15 protein-coding genes and 1 pseudogene are annotated in these 21,716 nt (G+C 68.4%); 7 read left to right on the top strand and 9 right to left on the bottom strand.

The genetic code is table 11. From position 1 onward, the window contains the following. Window positions 1-484 precede the first annotated feature (484 nt). The 4 genes from ACH5AF_RS34010 to ACH5AF_RS33995 all read right to left on the bottom strand — a co-directional run bounded on the left by ACH5AF_RS34010 (window position 485) and on the right by ACH5AF_RS33995 (window position 5,285). Window positions 485-724, bottom strand: coding sequence for a hypothetical protein (locus tag ACH5AF_RS34010; RefSeq protein ID WP_398907248.1), 240 nt, complete (start codon window positions 722-724; stop codon window positions 485-487). Between the two features lie 384 nt (window positions 725-1,108). Continuing rightward, window positions 1,109-1,609: a hypothetical protein gene (locus tag ACH5AF_RS34005; protein WP_398907247.1), complete on the bottom strand. Its 501-nt coding sequence runs from the start codon at window positions 1,607-1,609 to the stop codon at window positions 1,109-1,111. Between the two features lie 134 nt (window positions 1,610-1,743). Next, window positions 1,744-3,459 carry a hypothetical protein gene (locus tag ACH5AF_RS34000; RefSeq protein WP_398907245.1) on the bottom strand — a complete coding sequence of 572 codons (1,716 nt, stop codon included), beginning with the start codon at window positions 3,457-3,459 and terminating at the stop codon, window positions 1,744-1,746. Further along, on the bottom strand, window positions 3,459-5,285 hold the full coding sequence (locus ACH5AF_RS33995) for an ATP-grasp domain-containing protein (protein WP_398907243.1): 1,827 nt from the start codon (window positions 5,283-5,285) through the stop codon (window positions 3,459-3,461). The genes ACH5AF_RS34000 and ACH5AF_RS33995 overlap by 1 nt, the downstream gene beginning before the upstream one ends. Before the next feature lie 115 nt (window positions 5,286-5,400). Here ACH5AF_RS33995 and ACH5AF_RS33990 point away from each other — a divergent pair, with 115 nt between their 5' ends. Further along, window positions 5,401-5,916 carry an NUDIX hydrolase gene (locus ACH5AF_RS33990; RefSeq protein WP_398907241.1) on the top strand — a complete coding sequence of 172 codons (516 nt, stop codon included), beginning with the start codon at window positions 5,401-5,403 and terminating at the stop codon, window positions 5,914-5,916. Window positions 5,917-6,007: 91 nt separating this feature from the next. Here the strand turns inward: ACH5AF_RS33990 and ACH5AF_RS33985 are convergent, their stop codons facing one another. From ACH5AF_RS33985 to ACH5AF_RS33975, 3 genes are all read right to left on the bottom strand, one after another. Beyond that, window positions 6,008-6,811, bottom strand: coding sequence for a hypothetical protein (locus ACH5AF_RS33985; protein WP_398907240.1), 804 nt, complete (start codon window positions 6,809-6,811; stop codon window positions 6,008-6,010). 187 nt (window positions 6,812-6,998) lie between these two features. Then, complete coding sequence (locus ACH5AF_RS33980; protein ID WP_398907238.1) at window positions 6,999-7,793, bottom strand: relaxase/mobilization nuclease domain-containing protein; 795 nt, start codon at window positions 7,791-7,793, stop codon at window positions 6,999-7,001. Beyond that, window positions 7,790-8,128, bottom strand: a complete 339-nt coding sequence (locus tag ACH5AF_RS33975; RefSeq protein WP_398907236.1) for a hypothetical protein — start codon at window positions 8,126-8,128, stop codon at window positions 7,790-7,792. The genes ACH5AF_RS33980 and ACH5AF_RS33975 overlap by 4 nt, the downstream gene beginning before the upstream one ends. Window positions 8,129-8,673: 545 nt before the next feature. Here ACH5AF_RS33975 and ACH5AF_RS33970 point away from each other — a divergent pair. Beyond that, window positions 8,674-11,729, top strand: a pseudogene (locus tag ACH5AF_RS33970) (Tn3 family transposase). 426 nt (window positions 11,730-12,155) lie between these two features. On the opposite strand, the gene ACH5AF_RS33965 reads toward ACH5AF_RS33970, so the two are convergent. Both ACH5AF_RS33965 and ACH5AF_RS33960 read right to left on the bottom strand, forming a co-directional pair. Then, window positions 12,156-13,073 (bottom strand): methylenetetrahydrofolate reductase, encoded by a 918-nt coding sequence (locus ACH5AF_RS33965; RefSeq protein ID WP_398907234.1) that lies wholly within the window; start codon window positions 13,071-13,073, stop codon window positions 12,156-12,158. 61 nt (window positions 13,074-13,134) lie between these two features. Next, window positions 13,135-14,112: a tyrosine-type recombinase/integrase gene (locus ACH5AF_RS33960; protein ID WP_398907233.1), complete on the bottom strand. Its 978-nt coding sequence runs from the start codon at window positions 14,110-14,112 to the stop codon at window positions 13,135-13,137. 164 nt (window positions 14,113-14,276) lie between these two features. Between ACH5AF_RS33960 and ACH5AF_RS33955 the strand changes: the two genes are divergently transcribed. The 5 genes from ACH5AF_RS33955 (at window position 14,277) to ACH5AF_RS33935 (ending at window position 20,349) form a co-directional block, all read left to right on the top strand. Further along, a complete protein-coding gene (locus tag ACH5AF_RS33955) occupies window positions 14,277-15,938 on the top strand; it encodes a Mu transposase C-terminal domain-containing protein (RefSeq protein ID WP_398907231.1) in 1,662 nt (553 codons plus the stop codon). Then, a complete protein-coding gene (locus ACH5AF_RS33950; RefSeq protein WP_398907229.1) occupies window positions 15,935-16,843 on the top strand; it encodes a TniB family NTP-binding protein in 909 nt (302 codons plus the stop codon). The genes ACH5AF_RS33955 and ACH5AF_RS33950 overlap by 4 nt, the downstream gene beginning before the upstream one ends. Then, the gene (locus tag ACH5AF_RS33945; RefSeq protein WP_398907227.1) at window positions 16,840-18,039 is read left to right on the top strand and encodes a TniQ family protein; all 1,200 of its coding nucleotides are present in this window, start codon (window positions 16,840-16,842) and stop codon (window positions 18,037-18,039) included. The genes ACH5AF_RS33950 and ACH5AF_RS33945 overlap by 4 nt, the downstream gene beginning before the upstream one ends. Window positions 18,040-18,197: 158 nt before the next feature. Beyond that, window positions 18,198-18,791, top strand: coding sequence for a recombinase family protein (locus ACH5AF_RS33940; RefSeq protein ID WP_398907225.1), 594 nt, complete (start codon window positions 18,198-18,200; stop codon window positions 18,789-18,791). Window positions 18,792-18,855: 64 nt separating this feature from the next. Beyond that, window positions 18,856-20,349 carry a S8 family serine peptidase gene (locus tag ACH5AF_RS33935; RefSeq protein ID WP_398907224.1) on the top strand — a complete coding sequence of 498 codons (1,494 nt, stop codon included), beginning with the start codon at window positions 18,856-18,858 and terminating at the stop codon, window positions 20,347-20,349. Window positions 20,350-21,716 lie beyond the last annotated feature (1,367 nt).

Raw genomic sequence — 21,716 nt, 5'->3', positions numbered from 1 at the left:
TAAGTCCCTTCGGGCGTCTCGCCGTCGGGGGGGGGTGGGGGGCAGGGCACAAGGGCGCTCTACCCTTGTGCCCTGCCCCCCGGGTTTGCCAGGCTCCTCTAGCCGGTAAGAAGTCCGGCCAGGATTGCCTTGCGCCCCATAAAGGCAGTGCGACGTCTGCGCGTCTCCTGGACGTCGAAGTCACGGTTCGCCCGCCTCCGTAAGACAACGCCTCCAGAACGGCACCGCTGAGGAGAGCGCTCACCGCGAGTCGGGGCACGGGCAGCAACTACGGGGCAGGGGCACGGCGACGGGCATTGCGGCGTTCTTGGTCGGCTCCCGGTTGCGTGCGAACGGTGCTGTGCGAGCAAGCCCGTGCCCCTGAGCGCCTCGCAAGGAGTCGCTCAGGGGCACGCACGCCAACCCTCTTCGTGTGAAGCCACGTCGGTGAGGTAGAGAAGAGGAAGGGGTGGGGTGAGGCCGGAGTGGCCCCACCCCACCTGTCTCAGTTGGCGGACCAGCTGTCTTGCAGCTTGTCGAGGTCCGCGTCGCTCAGCTCCAGCGACAAATCGTCCGGCGAAACGGGTGCCCACGCACAGCTGTTGAGGACGTGGTCCTCCCAGTCGTCCAGGGAGTGCTCGCTCCCGTCCTGGCAGACAAACACCCCGTCCTCCACAAGGAGATCCTTGACCGGGCTCCAGGCCTGGTCGTCGGTCGCAACAGTGGTGGGGCTGATGGTGGTCATGGCGCTCCCTGCGGGCTTGGTGGAGGGCCCGCTGTGGGGCTCGCTCCGAGCTGTGTGCTGGCGTCGGAGGTCACGCAGGCGCAATAGGGCGGAGTGTCAACCGAGCGCGCTTTTGGCTCGGTTGACACTCCGACCGCGTCTGCGAGGCTGACAGAGCCAGGGCACAGCGGGCCCTCCGCCTGGGCGCGCCAAGACTCGGCGGCCTTCCTGCGGATCGACAGCGGAGGTCGAGCCATCGGCTGCAACAAGGAAAGCCCCCTTGCCGACCGTCTCTTCTCCAGCCTGCTGCCGGGAATCCTTCGCTACTGGCCACCGAAGAGACCCGTAGTGGAAGAACGCTGCCTCCCTCACACCGTGAGGTGTGAGGGAGGCAGCTCGCAGGGGCTAGCTGTCGAGGCCGAGGTCCTTTCGCATCCGGGAGCTCAGCGCCTCGAGCTTCGGCTCGGACTGACGGAGAAGCGCGAGTGCCGTCCCAGCGTTCTCATCCTCCCTGGCCTCACCCTTCTCCAGCCGACAGATCGCTCCGTAGGCGTGGGCGAGGAACCGATTGAGGTCGCGGGAAGCCTGCAGCACGGGCTCTGACGCCACCATCTGCGCATCGGCATAGCCTGCACGGTGAGCATTGCGATGCTGGCCGAGCTGCCAGCTATCGTCGCTGCCGAGGGCGAAGACGCCCTTGTGCAGGTACTCCTTGAGCGCGGTGTGGAAGGCGCGGGTCTCCCGGTTCATCGTCTTGTACGCGGCACGCCTGGCTTCCATGAACCTCTGGTCGCGCGCAGTGGCCGGCGTTTGCTCCCAGTGGCGCAGGACCCTCGCTGAAATGGCCAACGCGGCCATGACGCAGAGCGCCATTGCTGCGATTCCGTACACGCTGGGGTCGTTCACTGTTTCTTCCTCCTTGGTCGGTGCCACCCCGGCAGACGGCATCAGCCGCTTGAGGGGGCTTACGGTGGGGGCGTGCCGGACCCGGTTGCTGCGGGTCCGGCACACCCCTTCTCACGCCGAGTGAGATCGGCGGATCAGGTGGCGGGGCGCTCCGTCAGGCCGGGCAGGCCGTACAGGCGCTTGCCTTCGCCGAAACTGAGGTGCTCGAGTTCGACTCCGGTCACCCGGTAGCGGCGCAGTCGCGTGCCCGAATCCCGCTCGGTGTTCCGCAGGTGACGAGGGTCGAGTTCCTCGATGACGACTGAGTCCCTCGCGCCGGGCAGGTTCTTGCCTCCGCGGATGGACGCCTTGAGGACCTTGTTGTTGATGGGGAAGGGCACCGGGGCAGCCCGCCAGACGGTTCCCCGCAGGCTGGACAGGCTCTCGGCGCCGTAGCCTCGCTCCTGACGGGGTGTCATGGGCTCGTCTTCAATAGTCACCAGCCCCTTGAAGAGGTTCATGGCTCGCCCCTGGTTGACGATCTCGCCGGTGTCGAGCGTGAAGTTCGGCGAGAAGACGGTGGACGCGGGGTACTCGGCGATGCGGACCGCGTTGATGTACGTCTCCACCAGCGGCAGGACATTGACGCGGATGTGACGGGCGGCGGCGCGGTCGAACTCGTCGAGTTCCTCCGCCTTCCTCGCCAGTTCCGCCGTCACCTCGCCGACGGCGCTCCAGGTGGCGTCATCGAACGGGGTGCTCCAGTCAGTCTTTCCGTGCCGCTCCTTGACCTCGAGCAGGGTGTTGAGGAAGGGCCGCGTCGAGTCGGTGTAGCCCGACTTCCGGCTCTCCGTCTGCAGGTAGATGTGCAGCGCGGTGAATCGGCCGTTGGCTGCCATGTTGGGTTCGATGGCGTAGTAGGGACCGTCCCCGTTACGGAAGAGGTAGAGGTCCACCTCTCGTCGCGTGTGCGTGCTCTGGAGGTTGTTGCGAAGGGCGCCACGTACGGTCTCGGCGGTCGGCTCCAGGCTGTCACCGGTCAGGTGGAGGTACTTTCGGGGCAGGTTGGTGAAGCGCGGCTCGTTCCGCTCCCCGAGTCCGGCGACCTTGGTCGTGGGCAGCGGTTCGGTGACCGGGTTGACGCTGATGAGCAGGTGCGGGCCAGCCGCGACGACGTGGTGCCCGTCCATGTGCGTGTCGGTCACTTCGCCCAGGCCCAGCAGAGGGGCGAAGCGCAGTTCCACGGCACCGCTGGCAGCGCCGTGCCCGAGCTGGTCGAAGACCTTCCGGTAGGTCTTCAGGGCGTTGGCGAGGTCGCGAGTGAACTGCTCGCGGCTGGTGTTGGCTCGGTCCTTCCAGCCGTAGGTGTAGGGAGTCAGGGAGATACGGACTCCGTCGAGGACGTCCACATGGTCGTTGACGATGCGCTGGTGCATCGCCACCAGGTGCTCGGATTTCGAGGAGTAGCCGATGCTGGACACCCGCACGCGTGCGCCGAGTGCCTTGTCGGCCAGGTCGAGGTAGGTGTCGAGGTACCGGTAGCTCATGACATCGTTGTCGAGGTACGGGAAGATGGTCCCCGGCCGGTGCGCCTCGCGGCCCATCGCGACCCGCAGGCCGAGCTCCTCCGCAGCGAAGCGGACAGCCACCATGAACTCGGTCAGCCCCCGACGGGTGAACTGCCAGATGTCGAGCCCGGCCGCCTGCGAGCAGAAGTCGCAGCCGTTGTAGCAGCCGATCTGCGCAGACAGGTACTGCAGCCGCGAGAGGGCTTCAGTGGGCAGCTCCTGGAGCTGGGGAACCAGCGCCCGCACCTTGTCCAGCCGTGCCAGGGGGAACTGCTTCACCAGGTCTTCGAGGGTCACGGACATTACTTGGCTCCTTCATTGCAGGGGAGGAACAGTCGGTCGAAGGCACCCAGGAGTGCGCGGCCGTGGGAGGAGAGCTCTTCCGGGCCGCCGAAGGGTGCTGCGGGGCCTGCGGTCAGGCCCTCGAACGTTCCGAGTTCGGCGTTGGCCTCGCAGGTCACGCCGCCGGCCGGGACATTGGCCAGCAGGACAAGCCCGTTGTCGCTGTCGGCCTGGATGGGGTTCGCACCGGGTCCGTGCCAGGTCAGGCGCGTTCCGTCGAACCGGTAGAGGCCAGATCCGCGGAAGCCGGCGGGCGTCTGGACGCGGCGGCGTGCTCGCACCTTCACGTAGTACGGAGCAGGTGTGTTCCCCTGAGCGGACGCAACGGTCTGGGTGTTGAACGCCCCCGCCTCGGGAAGCCAGCGCACCGGGTGGTCGAGCATCGTGGTCAGATGCGCGACCACCAGCGGGGGGTAGCCGGCGAGCAGCTGATTGACCCCGGAGACCTCCGTGGTGCCCTGCATCCGGGCGTTGATCTCGTTGATGACCGGGCCATCGGGCGTCCAGATCGTGTCGATGCCCCACAGGCCCACCAGGCCGTAGTGCTGCCAGGCCCAGGTACCGATGCGGACAGCCGCCTCAACCAGGTTCTCGACGTCGGTGGCCGGGAACGGAGTGGCCCATTGATGCCCTGCTCCCTTGGCCGGGCCGATCCCGAGCTCCGATACCGCCATCGCCGTATGGGAGGGCCGGTCGACGTACACCTGCACGCCGCCCTTACCGTCAGGCAGCGACAGGACCGTGGTGTTGGAGCTCCAGCCCTCGACGAATGCCGAGACCTTCCACGGGCCGCTCATCGCAGCGGCCGGCTCCATTCCCCGCTCGTCGTCGACGAAGACCGTGCCCCGGCCACCACCGTTGTGGCCTGCCTGGATGACGATGCGCTGAGTGCCGACGGCCTGGCGCATCTTGTTCAGGCTCGGCAGTCGGTCCGAGTAGATGGCGGATCGGATGAACAGCTTCGGAGACACCCCCGCACCCCGCAGGATGTCGTCAAGGGCTGTCTTCTCCTCCAGCACGTGACGGACTCGGGCCTGCAGCCCAAGCACGCGTCCCTCAGGGCCCGCGAGGGACCTCAGTTCCCGCGTCTCCCACCAGCCGATGGCGACCGGAGGCCGCGAGAAGCTGCGTGCCACCTGCATGGACCGCTCCGCGATCTCCTGCCACCAACGGTGCTTGCGCTCACCGCTCTGTCGGATGCCCTGCGTACTCTCAGGGACGATCGTGTGCCCAGCTTCGGCCGCCGACCAGGGCTGGTAGTAACCCAGAGCGACGTGCGGTCGAGCAGCGGTCACCTGTGCGGGCCCGGTATAGGCGACGCGTCGGGCACTGGTGTAGCGATCGAGGTTGATGACCGGACGGCCATCCAAGGCAACGGTCAGGGCCTCATTGGCCTCGTCGGCTCGTGCGCCAAGCGCACCAGGACCCGAGCGAATGGGAATGCGCAATGCCCTTCTCCCCTTCATCTTTTTCTGCTCCGGGGAGGGGCTGGCCGCCCTGTTGGCGGCACCGATCGCGGGCCCCTGCCCGGTGATCGACCGACCGCACTGCGCACGGGAGGGGGGCAACCGAGCGGTTTTTGCTCGGTTGCCCCCCGAGTGGGCGTAGTGCAGGCTCGGGCACCGGGCAGGGCTGCGATCGAGCCAACGGGGCGGCCAGTCTGGTTGGCAGAGCAGATGGGAAGAGGGGTCATTGCACGCCGCTACGCTTCCTGTCAGCGTGCAGCGATGACCATTTGCCCAGATGGTGCGGGGCAGCTCATGGATCGGCAGGAAGACAGCCAGCAAGGGCCGTCAGGACTCCCTTACAGTCGCCTCGCCCGTAGTTCGGCGAAAGCGTCCGGGCGTTAGGCTGCTGCGCAACAGCGCTATGTATCGCCTGTGCAGCTCAGGGAGAGTCTTGGTGACTGAGGAAGCATTCCGCCGTATCAAGATCAGGGTGGGGGCTGTGATCTTCCAGGGCGAAGAGGTTGCGCTGATCTGTCGCACGAACGCCCTGGGTACCAAGCACTACACCTTGCCTGGTGGCAACGTTGAGGCCACCGAGGATCTACCTGCTGCGTTGCATCGTGAACTGTTGGAGGAGTTGGATCTGGACCTCTGCGCGATCCCATCGCCGCCACGCTTCACCTGGATTTTGGACTCGATGGTCTCGCGCCCCGGTGGCACTCCCCCACGTAAGGTTCATCTCGTCTATCGCATACAGATCAGCAGCAGCATGCGGACGCGTCTGCGCGTCTACGAGGATGACGAGCACCTCGGGGCCGGGCAGGTCGTCTGGGTGCCTTACCGCCAGACCGCCAGCCTTCACCTGTTTCCGCCAGTCCCACTGGCTCAGCTGCAGGCTCCTGAGTCCGCCGTAGACGCTGCATCATGCCTACTTCCTCCGCTGAGCGACGAAAACTACACCTGGGCCTAACGCAACTGGCAGACAGAATGCGCTACGCGGAGTCAAGACCCAGCTTGGAGGTTTAACGCTCCTCGCCAGGCCTTGCGCACTGCCTACATCTCTAGCGGTGGGAATCCTCAGTCAACCGCGAGATATCTTCGCGCGCGAAACGCCCGAACCTGCCAGGGGAGAGTCCGCGGCGCTCGGCCGTCACCTCAAACCTGCCCACTGACCAGGACAAAAGCTCAGCGGCTTCTTCGCTGGTCACACTGCTCTCAAGCCACGCCTGACGCTCCTGAACAACCCCCGCGACTACTGAGTGCGCCAGCACATCGAGGCCCTCGGTCGCATACAACGGCCACCCACGGAAGTCACCAACTGGCCGCAGGTAACCGCGCTCAGCTAGAAGCTGGACGTCAGATCGATCGATATCCAGCCCAGTACGCTGAGCCAAATGTTCCGCAGCCTTCTCTGAACCCAAACCAGGATGGTCTCCGACGACAGCCAAGATCTCCTCTACCTTGTCGGGCAACGTCTTGGCCAGCTCCTCAGACCAACGGTGATGCTCGGTATCCGGCTCCGGGATCAGCCCACGCTCACGCGCACGCTTCACCTGCCAGTTCTTCAAACCCAGATAACGACCCAGCTGAATCGGCCCAAAGCCCTCTGCGCGCCGCTCCCTAGTCGACTTCGGCTTGGTCTCCGCAGGGGGTTGGGAAGCGGGTTCACGTTCTGTGCCGACCGCGGCCAGGATCTCTCCGACCCGGTCCGGCAGGGTCATGGCCAAAGTCTGGGACCAGCGGTTCTCCTGGACGTCAGGTGGGGGGATCAGTCCACGGTTTTGAGCACGTCGCAGTTGCCACTCTTCGATGCCGAGCCAACGAGCGAGCTGAACAGGGCCGAAGTCGCGTCGGTTCTCACTCACAGGGCGTCCCCTTCGGTCATGGGTGTTGACGGTGCCCGCTCGCCGGCGACGGGGCATCCTTCAGTGTCTCGTGCAGCACTGACAACGGCGCGGGGTGTTCCTGGTGTACCCGCGATAGATGCGCCAACGGCGGCTGCCGCAGAGGCGGCGGCCGCCAGTCGGCCGACATCGGTCCTACGCCCAGCCCCTACTCGGTGTGGCGCGCCGCCAACGCGCTCCGCAGCTCACCCCAGCGCAGATCCTTGGCGACCTTGGATGCGGGCACCCAGATCTGCATTCCCTCCAGGTCTCGCCATTCAGCGAGCGTGAAGGAGTAGCCGTTCATCTGGCCGGTGGAGGCGACGTTCGCCCGCCACAACACCCCCATGGTGTCCAGGGCGTGTTGGAATGCCACCTGTCCCTGTCCTCGGGTCACATCACGGGCAGCCCGTATGCGGGAGCGCAGCTCCTCACGTTCCGGCACCACAGCACCACGCCGTTCACCAGCCATACGTTCGGGGCGGGTGACTTGAGGAGCGATGCGATCGCTGCGCTCCTCAGCGTTGACCAGCCGGTAGGCGCGCTCGATGTCGCGGACGACGGGCCAGGAGCGGTGGTAGTCGAAGGCATCACGCACCAGCCAGCCGGTCCATTCGACGCGGCTGACGGTGAGGTGGATATGTTCCTCGCCGTGTCGGATAGCGACCCAGGGGCAGTTGCCGTAACCCATGCGAGTCACGTAGCGCTCGGCGATCTTGCCCCAGTCGGTGTCGGACAGGATGCGGTCTTCTGGCGCGGTGCGCAGGGCGCAGCGCCAGATGGGGCGGGTTAGATCGGCTCGGCGTGCGGTGTGGGTGTCGATGAGGTGAGCGAGCTGGTCCGTAGTGCCGGGCACATTCCCAGCGACCAGGCGCGGGTTCTCGTGTTCTTCGTGGCGTCCGGGACCGAAGTCGTAGCGGATGGCGCCTGCGGCGCGGCGACCTTTCGTGATCTTCGCGATCATGAGTGGCCGCGTCCCGACGGCTCCGGGGCCGTGGGTAGGCCGCGGACCGCCAAGGCGGCATTGCCTAGATGAGCGACCGCGGTCTCCACGTTCGGAGGCAGCTGGCCTCCCTCACGGGCCAAACCGACCAGCATCCGCAGGGCGTTGGCGGCCTCAACCAGCTGGAGGTAGGCGTCCTCGTTGACCTCCGGCACCCGCGGAATGTCGCCGGGCACGCCCGGATGACCTTGAAGGGCCTCTTCGACCACAGCCCGAACCCAGGCGCCCAGTTCCTTGCGTTCGGTGCCGGCGCGGGCCTGCTGCCAGCGCAGAAGCTCCTCTTCGTTGAGGCGCACGCTCACACAGTGACTGCGCTTACGCCCTGATGTCCCCCGCACCAACTCTCCGCTCCTCTCCCCCACTTGCCTGCACGCGCCTGCTGGCTGCGCATGCCCACCGACCCTAACCGGCCATCCGCAGAGCCTCACCCTGCGCGGGAGCCCACCCCTGCTCGCGAAGCGAGCATCGAGCTCGGCAATAGTGATAAGCGAAGCCCTATTGCATAGCTCGCTCCCCTTCTCCCTCTGGAGGGGGGAGGAGGGGAGCGTCGTACTGCGGCACGTACCGCGCCGTACTGTTCGCGAAGTGGTGCGGCACCAGGCGCCCCGGCACCTCTTCCCCGCCGCCGGGGCCACGAGCGACCCGCACGGTGCGCCCGGCGCCGGGTGACCTCACCCGGCGCAGAGCCGCCCCTCCAGCCCGCCGGCACCGGGGGTTGAGGAACATCGGAACGAAAACCGGCGCTAAGCCTCTGGAGGGCTTGAGAGCGCTTTGACCTGGGGTTCGGCGGGGGCGGAGCCTTCGGCAGTCGTGTTGATCACTGACTGTCTGGAGGCCCGGGGTGCCGGTCGAGTTTCTGACGGATGAGCAAGCCTCGAAGTATGCGGCGTACGACGGGGCGCCGTCCCGTACGGAGTTGGAGCGGTTCTTCTTCCTGGACGACGCGGACCGGGCGTTGATCGAGCCGAAGCGGAGGGCCCACAACCGGCTCGGGTTCGCGGTGCAGATGACCACGGTGCGGTTCCTCGGGGTGTTCCTGGACGATCCGACGGACGTGCCGGCGGAGGTGGTCGACTACCTCGCCGAGCAGTTGGGCGTCGCGGACGCGTCGGCGTTGAAGGCGTACGGCGAGCGGGAGAACACCCGGCTCGATCACGTCCGTGAGCTGCGGCGGGTCCTGGAGTACACGGAGTTCGCCGAGGCGGAGGCGGAGCTGCGGACGTGGGTGGATGCGCGGGCCTGGACGACCGGGGAGGGCCCGAAGGCACTGTTCGACGCGGCAGCGGGGTGGCTGCTTGAGCGGCGGGTGCTGCTGCCGGGGTGACGACGCTGGCCCGGCTGGTGGCCGCGGTGAGGGAGGCGGCGAACCAGCGGCTGTGGGACACCCTCTACGGGCTGCTGAGCACTGGTCAGCGGGCGGTACTGGACTCCCTGCTGACGGTGCCGCCGGGCGCCCGGGTGTCGGAGCTGGACCGGCTGCGCCGGGGTCCGGTGCGGATCTCCGGACCCCAGATGAAGTGGGCGCTGGAGCGGGCGGAGGAGATTGCGGCCTTCGGGATGGGCGACCTGGACGTGTCGGGGATACCGCCTCGGCGCCTGGCGGAGCTGTCGCGGTACGGGGTCGACGGCAAGGCGTCGCTGCTCAGGCGGCACGGCGACTCCCGGCGCCTGGCCACGCTGCTGGCCACTGCGGTCTACCTGACGTCCCGGGCGGTCGATGACGCCCTGGACCTGCTGGAGGTGCTGATCGCGACGAAGCTGCTGGCCAGGGCGGAGCGGGAGACGGCGAAGGAGAAGCTGAAGACCCTGCCACGGGTGGAGAGGGCGTCGGCGAAGCTGGCTGCCGCGTTCCAGATCGTGTTCGACACCACCAGCGAGCAGGTCGACACCAGCACCGGGGAGATCAGCCCGCCCGAGGTGGAGACGCTGGAGGCGATGTGGGAGCGGATCGAGCAGGTCGTGCCCCGGCACGAGCTGGCGGCGGCGATCGCCGCGCTGTTCGAGCTGACCCCGCCGCTCGACTCGGACGCGGACGAGGCATGGCGGGCCCAGCTGGTCACCCGGTTCAGCACCGTGCGGCCGTTCCTGAAGCTCCTGGTGACAGTGGTCGACTTCGGCGCCACACCGGAGGGCGTGGCGGTCCTGAAGGCGTTGAAGTCGGTGCCAGACCTGATGGGACGCAAGAAGGTCGGCCCGGCGGAGATCGACACCGGCCTGCTCACCGGGTCGTGGCGGCGCCTGGTGCTCTCCGCGCCGCACCTGGAGCCGGGCACGGTCGACTGGAAGGCGTACACCTTCTGCGTGCTGGAGCATCTGCACCGGATGCTGCGGAGCAAGCAGGTGTTCGCGAAGAACTCCTCCAAGTGGGGCGACCCCCGCGGGAAGCTGCTGGACGGAGACGCATGGAAGCAGGCCAAGCCAACTGTGCTTGCCTCGCTCGGCCTGCCCGCCGGGGCGGGTGAGCACCTGGCGGCGCAGGCCGCGCTGCTGGACGGCACCTACCGTGAGGTCGCCGCGCGGGTGCCGGCGAACTCCCAGATCGTGTTCGACGACGACGGCCGCCTGCACTTCGCCGCCCTGGAGCCGGAGCCGGAACCCGCCTCCCTGCGCCAGCTGCGGGAGGCGGTGGAGGCGATGCTGCCCCGGGTCGACCTGCCGGAGGCCCTGCTGGAGGTGTTCTCGTGGACCGGCGCCGACCAGGCGTTCACCTCGGTCACCGGCGGCGAGGCGAGACTGAAGGACCTGCACGTGACGATCGCCGCGCTGCTGGTCGCACACAGCTGCAACGTCGGCTACACACCCGTCATCGGGGCCGCAGACGCCCTGAAGTATGGCCGCCTGTCCCACGTCGACCAGACGTATCTGCGACTGGCGACGTACCGGGCCGCGAACGCCACGCTGATCGACTACCAGGCATCCATCCCGCTCGCGCAGGCGTGGGGCGGCGGCCTGGTCGCCTCCGTGGACGGGATGCGGTTCGTTGTCCCCGTGCCGTCGGTGTACGCGCGGCCGAACCCGAAGTACTTCGGGCGCCGGGGCGGGGCGACCTGGCTGAACATGATCAACGACCAGGCCGCGGGGCTGGGCGGGAAGGTCGTGGCCGGCACCCCGCGCGACTCTCTGTACGTGCTGGACGTCCTCTACGACCGCGACGGCGGCAAACGCCCCGAGATGATCGTCACCGACACCGCAAGCTACAGCGACATTGTCTTCGGGCTGCTCACCTTGGCGGGGTTCACGTATGCGCCGCAGCTTGCTGACCTGCCGGATCAGAAGATGTGGCGCATCGACCGGGCCGCCGACTACGGCGCCTTCCAGGACGCGGCCCGCGGCCGGGTCGACCTCGCCAGGATCGAACGCCACTAGGAGGACATCCTTCGGATCATCGGCTCCATCCACACCGGCGCCGTGCGCGCGTACGACGTGATCGGGATGCTGTCCCGCGACGGCCGACCCACCCCGCTCGGCGACGCGATCGCCCACTACGGGCGGATCGCCAAGACCCTGCACATCCTGCGCCTGGCCGACGAGCCCGGCTACCGGCGGCAGATCAAGAGCCAGGCGAACCTCCAGGAGGGCCGCCACTCCCTCGCCCGGAAGATCTTCCATGGCCGGTCCGGGCAGCTCTACCAGCGCTACCAGGACGGTATGGAAGACCAAATCGGCGCCCTGGGCCTGGTCCTCAATGCCCTCGTGCTGTTCAACACGCGGTACATGGACGCCGCGGTGAATCAGCTGCGTGCGGACGGCTTCGACGTCCGTGACGAGGACGTGGCCCGTCTCTCGCCGTTCGTGCGGCATCACATCAACATGCTCGGCCGGTACTCCTTCCAGCTCCCCGACCTGCCCGGCGGCCTGCGTCCGCTGCGCGATCCCGACGCCACCGACGAGGAGTGACCGGCCCTGGCCTGTGCCGCCGGATGGGAGGAACCTGGAGTCATGGGCGGGAGGTACGTCCGGCGGTGCGGCCAGTACGGCAGGGAGCTGCCCAAGGGCAGCAGGCGGTCGCACCGGTACTGCGACTCGGCCTGTCGTACGAGGGCCTGGCGGGTGAGCCGGGCCCGCTGGGCAGCGGTCGGAGCCGGCGGTGAGGCATACCGGGCCTGATCGAGGGCCGGAGGCACCCGTGGCCCCGCTTACGCTGCCCGGAGAGACGCTGAGTCTGAGACCTCTTCACCCGTGGAGCACCCGTTCCCGCGTGGGTGGAACGAGATCGGACCGGCTGGCGTCCAGCCGCGCCACAACATATCGACCGGCACCGTCTGCCGTCACCGGTGGCGGCAGAACTGTCCGTCAGGCGATAGAAGTCGCCTGCCCCTCCTGTCAGCGGCAAAGCTCGGACCGGAGCCGGGCAGCCAGGTCGACCGCCGCCTCGATCTCCTCGCGGCGGATGGACACGCTCTCGACGTTGAGGCCGAACGGCACCTCGAGCCGTCGGCAGAAGGTCATCAGCTCGCGGGCGGTCGCCAGCGCATGCTCGAACGATGCCTGCAGCGTGTCATCGGCGTGCTGGAGTTCGTTGTGGATCCAGCGGGGCACGTCCACGCCGAGCCACCTCAGGAACTCCAGCGTCTTCATCGACCCGCAGACCGAGAACGTGAACACGATCGGGACGGGCGCCAGATCACGGGCGGCGCACTCGTAGCGGTAGTCCGAAACCAGGTCCTTGGCGGCGTTGACGTCGTAAACGACCTGGGTGACGAAGTAGGAGCAGTCGGCCTCCTGCTTCGCGAGCAAACGCAGGTGCTCCGTACCAGTGCGCGTGTGTCGCTCCGGGATCGCGACGCCGCCAAGCAGTAGGTCGGGCCTGAGTTCGGCCCGCAGCGACTGGGCGCGCGACAGAGTGGTGGCAACCGGCGTCTCCCGCGACGCCGCGCCCACGAAGACCGAGAGGACCCGGTCTGGCTGCTCCGTGAGCCAGCTTCGGAAGTCGCTCTCGTCGTACTTGCCGACCGCCCGGTAGACCACGACCGGCAGGTCGAGCTCTCCGAAGTGCCGGGCGAGGTACTCCGCGGGGTCCATCGTCGGCGTGAACGGGAACGGCCGCTCGGCCGGGTTCCGGTCGCTCTCGTCGTCGATGTCGTAGAGCACGAGCCCGTCGGGCTCCAGGCCGTCGAGCCGCTTGCGGGTGATGTCGGCGATCTCCTGAGCCCGCTCGGGGGTGGTCGTCTGCCTGGGCGGCGTCACCGCGAAGAACAGAAACTCACCTGCCCGGTCACAGATGCGCTGCTGGAGGTCCACGGCAGCCACCCTAACCGGCCGGCTCGTTCCGTCGTGCTCCGAACGCAGCCGTAACGCCTTGCTACTGACAGTTCCCCGGCACCGTGACTACGTCCCCGCGGGTGCGCCGGGCGTCGCCGGGGGCGAGCAAGCTGGTGAGTTCGGCAATCGCCTCGGGCGACGGTTTGAAGTAGCGGCGGACGTTCTCCGGCTTCTTGTGCCGGGACTTCGCCATCAGCATCAGCAGCGAGGCGCCCTGTTCACCAAGATGGGTCAGGGCGGAGTGACGGTACTCGTGCAGGTCCCAGCCCGTGCCCGGTCCGCGCACGGCGGTGTGCTCGTCGAGCAGAGCGCGGGCCTGCCCGTACGACAGCCGGGCCAGTCCGGTGTCCGGGCAGACGTCACGGGGGCTGACGACTTTGCCCGGCCCCGGGCGGCGGTGGGTGACGAATACCGGGCCGTGGGTGCGGCCTTTCAGCAGACGGGGCAGGAGCCGGGCGGTGCCGGCGTCCCAGTACACGGGCTCCAGCACGTAGTCCTCGCGCGCCTGGCCGCGGCGGCGGGCCTTGGTCCGGGCGCCCTTCGCCTTGACCGGGCAGCGGCGCGCGGCGAGGTCGAGGTCCTCGATGTTCACGCCGAGGATCTCCTCGGCCCGCCCGGCGGTTTCGTAGAGCATCCGCCACAGCGTCTTCTCCCGCAGGTGTACCTCGCGCCGTGCGATCAGCCGGTCGACCGCCATCTTCGAGCGGGCTGGGGTCTCGGAGTCCGGCACCGCCAGCCGCTTCGCCCAGGCCGGGACCATCGGCCCCTCGTAGCCGCGCTCCCGGCACCAGCCCAGCCAGGACAGCACCCCCGCCCGGCGGGAGTTCCACGTGTTCACTGCGGCGGTGCCCCACAGCAGTTCCAGGGCCTCGCCGATCTCGTCGTCCGCGACCGACGCCAGCGGCCGGGCCTCGCCGAGTCGTTCCGCGGTCTTGCCCACCCCGATCCCGTAGTTCCGGACTGTGTTCGGGTTGCCGAGCGAGTCCAGGAACACGTCCGCCGCCGCGCGGACGGTCAACGCCTTCCCGGCCGGCAGCTGTTGTGAATGTCCGTAGTTGCCTGCACGGATGAGCTGGGGATTCGCCGCCGCGTGCAGGCAAGTTCGAACTCGCCGGACATCCCGAAGTCACCTGCACTACGGTCGACTTGGCCATAGTCGTGTGCACGACGGGGGGCTTCCGGATGGTCGATGGACCGGTGGCCGAGCGCGGGGTGCTCACCGCGCCAGACGAGCTGTGGGATGCCGCGGTGCGGCAGGCCGAGGTGATAAGGCCGCTCGCCGAGAAGGACACGGTGGGGCTGGCGGACGCGGATAAGGCCGCCGCGATGCTTCAGATCTCCCGGCGCCAGGTGTACGTGCTGGTCGGACGGTGGCGGGCGGGTGAAGGGGTGGTATCGGATCTCCTGCCGGGCCGCTCCAGCGGCGGACGCGGCGGTGGGCGTCTGCCCGATGAGGTCGAGACGATCGTTCAGGAGGTCCTGCGCACCCGGTACCTGACGAGGCAGCGCCGCACCGTCGCAGCGATCTGCCGGGAGATCACACGCCAGTGCCGGGCTCGCGGCATGCAGGTTCCCTCGCGGGGAACGGTGCGGCGCCGGATCGCGCGGCTGGACCCGGTCGCCTCCACCAGCGCGCGGGAAGGAAGCGAGGCAGCCCGACCGCTGCGATCGGCGGGCGGCGTGCCGCCGGAGGTCACCGAGGTGTTGGAGCAGGTCCAGATCGACCACACGCCAGTGGATGTGATCGTGGTCGACGAACAGCACCGGCTGCCGATCGGCCGACCGTATCTGACGGCGGCGATCGACGTGGTCAGCCGCTGTGTGGTGGGCCTGGTGGTGACGCTGGAGGCGCCATCGGCGACCTCGGTCGGGCTGTGCCTGGCGCATGCGGCCACCGACAAGCGGCCGTGGCTGGAGCGGCTGGAGGTGGATGCGGTGTGGCCGATGAGCGGCAAGCCGCGCGAGCTGTACGTGGACAACGCTGCGGAGTTCAAGAGCGAGGCCCTGCGCCGCGGCTGCGACCAGCACGGCATCAAGCTGCGCTACCGGCCGCCCGGTCAGCCGCACTTCGGCGGGATCATCGAGCGGCTGATCGGCACGATGATGGAGATGGTCCACGAGCTGCCGGGCACCACGTTCTCCAGCACCGCCGAGCGCGGCACCTACGACAGCGATGCCAAGGCCGCTTTGACCCTGCGGGAGTTGCAGCGGTGGCTGGCCCTGGCGGTGGCCTGCTACCACGGCCAGGTACACGAGGCGCTGGGCCGCACCCCGGCGGGGGTCTGGGCGGAGATGGCCGCGGTGGCCTCGCCGGTGACGGTGACCAATGAGACCGCGTTCTTGGTGGACTTCCTGCCGGTACTCCGCCGGACGTTGTCGCGGTCGGGGTTCGTCATCGACCACGTGCAGTACTACAGCGACGCGCTGAAGCCGTGGATCGCCCGCCGCGAAGAGCTGGGCCGCTTCGTCCTGCGTCGCGATCCGCGCGACATCAGCCGCATCTGGGCCCTGGACCCGGACCAGGATGCCTACGCGGAGATTCCCTACCGGACGCTGTCGCGGCCGCCGATCAGCGCCTGGGAGCACAAGGCCGCCATCGCACGGCTGCGCGAGCTGGGCCGCGCCGAGGTCGACGAGAACGCGCTGTTCGCCATGGTGGCGCAGATGCGCGAGATCACCGAGGTCGCCGCGGCCAGCACGCGCAAGGCCCGCCGCGATCGCCAGCGCCGCACCGAGGCACCGCCCCAGCCGAGCCCGGCACCTTCGCCCAAGCCGCCTGCCCCGCCGACCGGCTCAGACGGGGAGGTAGCGGCCAGGCCGTTCGAGGTGATCGAGCAGTGGTGAGCGAGGACGGACCGGCGGACTTGTCGCACCTGCACCCGGCCGCGCAGCAGATCGCGCGACTGCCGGACGCCGAGCGGCTGCGGTACATACGGGCGGACCGGTGGATCGGCTACCCGCGCGCCACCGGAGCGCTGGAGCGGCTGGAGACGCTGCTGGCCTGGCCGTCCAAGCAGCGCATGCCGAACCTGCTGCTGATCGGACCGACCAACAACGGCAAGTCGATGATCGTGGAGAAGTTCCGCCGCACCCACCCGCCCATCTCGCACCCGGACCGCGAGGAGATCCCGGTACTGGCGATGCAGATGCCCTCCGACCCGTCGGTAATCCGCTTCTACACCGCGCTGCTGGCCGCGCTCGGCGCCCCACTGCGGGCCCGCTACCGGCTGGCCGACGTGGAGCAGCTGGCGCTGCGGCTGCTGCGGTCGGCCGGGGTGCGGATGCTGGTGATCGACGAGCTGCACAACATCCTCGGCGGACGCGGCGACCGCCGCCGGGAGTTTTTGAACCTGCTGCGGTTCTTGGGCAACGAGCTGCGTATCCCGCTGGTCGGTGTCGGCACCCGGGACGCCTACCTGGCCATCCGGGCCGACGACCAGTTGGAGAACCGGTTTGCGCCGCTGACGCTGCCCCGCTGGGAGGCGGACGCCGACGCCTGCTCACTGCTGGCCAGCTTCGCCGCCTCGTTCCCGCTGCGCAGGCCCTCGTCCATCACCTCGGCAGAGATGACCGGCTATCTGCTCACCCGCAGCGAGGGCACGATCGGCGAGCTGGCCCATCTGCTCACCGACGCCGCGGTGGCCGCCATCGAGTCCGGTGAGGAGGCCATCAACCAGCGCACCTTGCTGCTGGCGCCGTACGCCGGGCCGACCGAGCGGCGCCGGCTGTTCGAGCGCGAGCTGACGTGAACCCGGTACGGCGCTGGCCGCTGCACCCGCAGCCCAGCCTTCTGGAGTCGCTGTCGTCGTGGCTGGACCGGCTGGCATGCCTGTACGAGATGCCGGTGAAGGACTTGCTTACCCGCAACCTCGGCCTGGTCGACCTGGACGTCCCGGCCGACCTGGACTACGACCCGCCGATGGCAGGGCTCACCGCGCTGGCCGAACGTACCGGGGTCGAGCTCGCCCGTCTGCGGGCGATGACGCTGGCCGGCTGGGAGCCGTGGCTGTTCGACAAGCTCACCGTGCCGATACAGGCCACGCAGCCGATGTTCGACGCCTACGTCCGGGATAACTCCGTGCTCCTGGCCCCCGGGGAGGCCGGCACCAACCAGGTCAACCGCTGGAAGCGCTGGCCGGGACCGTGGCTCGGATACTGGCCGCTGCACCGGGCCTGCCCCGTGTGCGCCGCCGACCCCGGGCGCGGGCGGACCCTGCTGTGGCGGCTACCGCTGATGACCGGCTGCGTCGAGCACGGGTTCCGCCTGGAAGACGCCACCGCAGTCGAGCTGCAGGTCACTCTCGGCGGCGAAGGACCGGCCCCCGTGCCACTGGAGGAACCGCTGGCCACCGTGGACCGCTACACCTACGAAGGACTCACCACCGGGCGGGTCACCCTGCCGGGCCGCAGCGTGCACGCCGGGGTGTGGTTCCGGCTGCTGCGCTGCCTGCTGGACGAGGTCAGCCTCTCCCTGAGCGGCCGAAGCAGCCACGGCCGGGCCACGCTGGAACAGGTCTGGCAGGCCGCCGGCCGCGAAGAACGCGCCGGGCTGACCACCTGGCGGCCCTACGAGCATCTGGAGCCGAGCGTCCAGGAGGCGATGCTGCATGCCGCCGGTACCGCCCTGCAGTTGGTCGCCGATGGGACCGTTATCGCGTTCGGGCGCCTCGCCTCCACATTGCGGCGGGAGCACCGGCACGTCTACGACGGCGACCGGCCCTCCCCGCACCGCAGCTCCTGGCAGGAGGCCATGGCCGAGATGGAGGCGGCCCTCGTTCTGGCGCGGACCGACCGTGACGCCGCCCGCCAGCTCTTGATCCTGCTCACCCTCGGCTGCCGCACCCTCGACCGGTTCGAGGAGGAACGCGCCTTCCTGTTCGGCGTCGGCGTACCTGCCGAGTTCATCCCGAGTGCCCGCGAACTCGGCCGCACCGATCTTGTCTGACCCCGCGTTCCACATCCTTGGAAGTGGAACAGGACGCCCGATGCCCCGTCAGGATGTCGGCGTCCTGCGGCGATCAACCCGGCGACCGTTCCGCAAATCGTTCCACAATATATGTTCCAAAAGGCCTTTACGGAGACGACTTCCGGTACGGTACGGCCATGCCAACCGACCAGCGGCACCCCGTCCAGGGACTTGAACTCGCGTACGCCCGCGTCTCCACCACCAAACAAAGCCTGGAACGCCAACTCGATGCCCTCGGGGCAGCGGGCATCCCGGACGAACGGATCTACGTCGACAAGAAGAGCGGCGCCACCGTCGAGCGCCCGGGCTTGACCGATCTGCTCGCCTACGCCCGGCCCGGCGACACCATCGTCGTGCACACTCTCGACCGGCTCGGCCGCAACCTGCGCGAAGTCCTCAACCTGGTCCACGACCTGAACGAGAAGCACATCGGGGTGCGCTCGCTGGCCGACCCGCTGCCGATCAACACCGCCGACGAGGGCATCGGCCGCGTCGCCTTCCTGCTGCTGGCCCTGTTCGCCGAGATGGAACGCACCTTCACCGCCGAACGCGCCGCCCATGCCCGCGCTGTCGCCGAAGCCGCCGGCCGCCGTATCGGCCGCCCTGTCGCCCATCCCGCCGAAAAGATCGAGTACGCGCGACTGCTGAAACAGCAGGGCAGCAGCCTCGGCGAGATCGCCGCCAAGACCGGCATCCCGAAGACCTCCCTGCACCGCTACCTCCAGGGATAGCCCGTGCCGGAGCCGATGATCCGCCGTCAGTACGTGCAGGCGGCTTCGCAAGCCGACCGCGGCGATGAATGTCGGCATGCGACCGTTGACCGACACTCCACCAACAGCCTCTTCGGCATACCGGGCAGTTGAGGCGGTGAAGGACCAAACGGGTTCGCCGGAGCATCAGCGTGGCGTGCCGTCGGGGCTGATGCGAGTGAAGCGTCCTACCGTCATCTCGATCTTCGTTCCGGGTTGCTCGGTGGAGGTGGCGATGAGGCTCCTGGTGCGGCGCTCGCGTGTGCGGACCGGTATGGCAGCCGGGCTGGTGGCCGCGGTGCTCTCGGTGGGGTTCTCCGCTCCCTCGGCACAGGCAAAGGATCCGGTCTCGCGCTGGATCGTGGTGTTCAAGGACTCCGTCCCGGACCCGGGCAAGCTCGCGACGGCGCAGGCCGCCCCTTACCGCGCGAAGGTGAACCACGTCTACGACGTCGCCGCCGGCGGACAGGCCCTCAAGGGCTACACCGTCGACGCCACAGCCGAGCAGATCGCAGCCATCCGCACCGACCCCCGAGTCGACTTCATCGAACCCGACCGGGTAGAGCAAATCCCGGAACCCCCCAAGGCTGCGGCCACCACAACCGGACACAAGCCGCCGCCTGGGCGGCACGGGCGTGGCGGCGTACCGTTCGCCGGTGACCCGCTGCGCGCCGAGCAGTGGGGACTCTTCCAGATCGGCGCAAGCACCGCGACCAGGGTTCCGTCCCCGCCACGTGTGGGCGTGGCAAACCTGGACACCGGCGCCGACCTCAACCACCCCGACCTGCGCGTGGCAGGCGCACTCAACTTCAGTGATAGTCCCACCGCAGGGGACCTCAACGGCCACGGCACGCATGTCGCCGGGATCATCCAGGCGCCGAACAACGGCATCGGCGTTGTGGGGGTGGCCCCGGGCGTCAAACTGTGGTCGGTCAAGGTCGTCAACGACGACGAGTCCTTCGAGTTCTCCGATGTCGCCGCGGGTCTGGCCTGGGTGACCCACAACGCGAAAGCGAAGAACATCCGGGTCGCCAACATCGAGGTGGCCACCGCCACGGACAGCCCGGTACTTCGCAAGGCCGTCCAGGTAGCTGCCGCGGCCGGGGTCATTCTCGTAGCCGCCGCAGGAAACTTCGGCACTACCCAGTTGCAGTACCCGGCGGCCTATCCTGAGCTTCTCGCCGTGGCCGCAACAGACCAAGACAACCAGCGGGCCGACTTTTCCAGCTACGGTGCAAACTGGGTGGACATCGCTGCCCCGGGGGTCGACATCTGGTCGACGGGACCCACATACCCAAACAGCCAGGGACTCCTAACCTACGACACGCTCAGCGGCACCAGCCAGGCCGCGCCCTTCGTCGCCGCAACCGTCGTGCTGTGCCTGTACTCCGGCCACTGCAAGGGCGACTACCGGCGCGTCTTCGACCGAATCGGCCGGGACTCCCTGCCCATCGCCGGGACCGGCACCGAGTACCGGTACGGTCTGGTCCAGGCCACCTGCTACTGGCAGAAGAACGCACCTTCCTGCCGCCACCGATAGGGCCCAGCAGCCCGGCGCGCGTAGCCCCAGGACACCTGCCCTACGTCGCCAGGTCGAGGCAGCTGTTCATGTCGACGCGGAAGGTGCCGTAGGCACCCCCACGGCAAGGTGCGACTGAACATGTCCCGGCGCTGTGCAGCCGACTCCGGTCATCCGCGCAGCCGACTCCAGAATCTGACAGCTGTACGACGGGGGGCACCGCTTCCCCCTTGCCACAGATAACAGGGCCGCTTCACGCAGCGGCCGGAGAACGTCACCGCAGGTGACGCATCAAGCTACCGCAGATATTGGGGTGTTATCCGTGGGACGACTTCAGACCGGTCCCACGACCGACGCTCCCTCAGCCGCCCACCAGGGGCGACGGAGGCTTAGCGCCGGTTTTCGTTCCGATGTTCCTCAATCCCCGCACCCGGCTCCCCCGGAGAGTCCGACGACATGCCCGCCTCGCGGAACTCGGCGCAGAGCCCTGCGGCTACCTGGACCGGACCGAAGAGGCCGGCCACAAGGCCCCTGACATGGGAACGGCTCCTGCGGCACGGGATGCCCACCGCCGAAGAGACGCAGCTGCTTGAGATGTCACGGCAGTTGCCGGTCCGGCAGCAGTACACCGCCAGGCGCCCCGCACCGGACCTCCGAGTCGCCGGAGGTCACGGTGGCCGTCATCCCTGGCAACCGTCTAGTACGCCACCAAGTGCGGCGTGACGGGGACGACCCGCCGACCGGTGGAACCATCGCACCGGCCCTTCAGTCCTTCGACGCGGGGGCTGACCTGACACAGGGCCAACTCTCGTGCCAGCACAAAGACTTCGTCACCCCTGCGGCACACCCGTTACGGTGCGTGTGGTCGGATAGGGACGACCCAGGAGGAGCAATCCTCCCGTGAAACACAACAGGCCCCACTGGGGCCTGTCGGTCCGTTACCCGGGTGGCCGCCCGGAACAGCGGACGCACACCTGCATCTACGACGGGGAGGTGCGCTCAGTGAGCAGCGTACGGGTTCTGGCGATACCGCCACAGCATTACCGGGTCCACGCCGCGGCCAGCGTCACCACACGCCGCCAACGCCCCGGCTCCCCCTGACATGACTGCGGCCGCCCCTATCGGCACAGGGAACGGCCACTTCACGGACTCTCGCCCGAGTCATCTCACCACCAGAGATCAGGAACTCAGCCCAAACGCTGAAGGTGCTTCAGCAGGCGTGTGCAACCACGCCGCCAGCCGCAAGCTCGAGTCGTACGACCTCCGACCGGCCGTCACGCATCGCTGCGGCACTGAAGCCCTTTCGCTCACCTGAAGGGGGCATGCCACGTGCAGTACCCGCTTGATCCCGCTCGATCCGAGGAGATCGGCACGCGACGGCCGTCCCC

This window comes from Streptomyces sp. NPDC018833 (genome assembly GCF_044390825.1).
Classification (GTDB): domain Bacteria; phylum Actinomycetota; class Actinomycetes; order Streptomycetales; family Streptomycetaceae; genus Streptomyces.
This window is presented reverse-complemented; position numbering and strand designations above follow the sequence as displayed.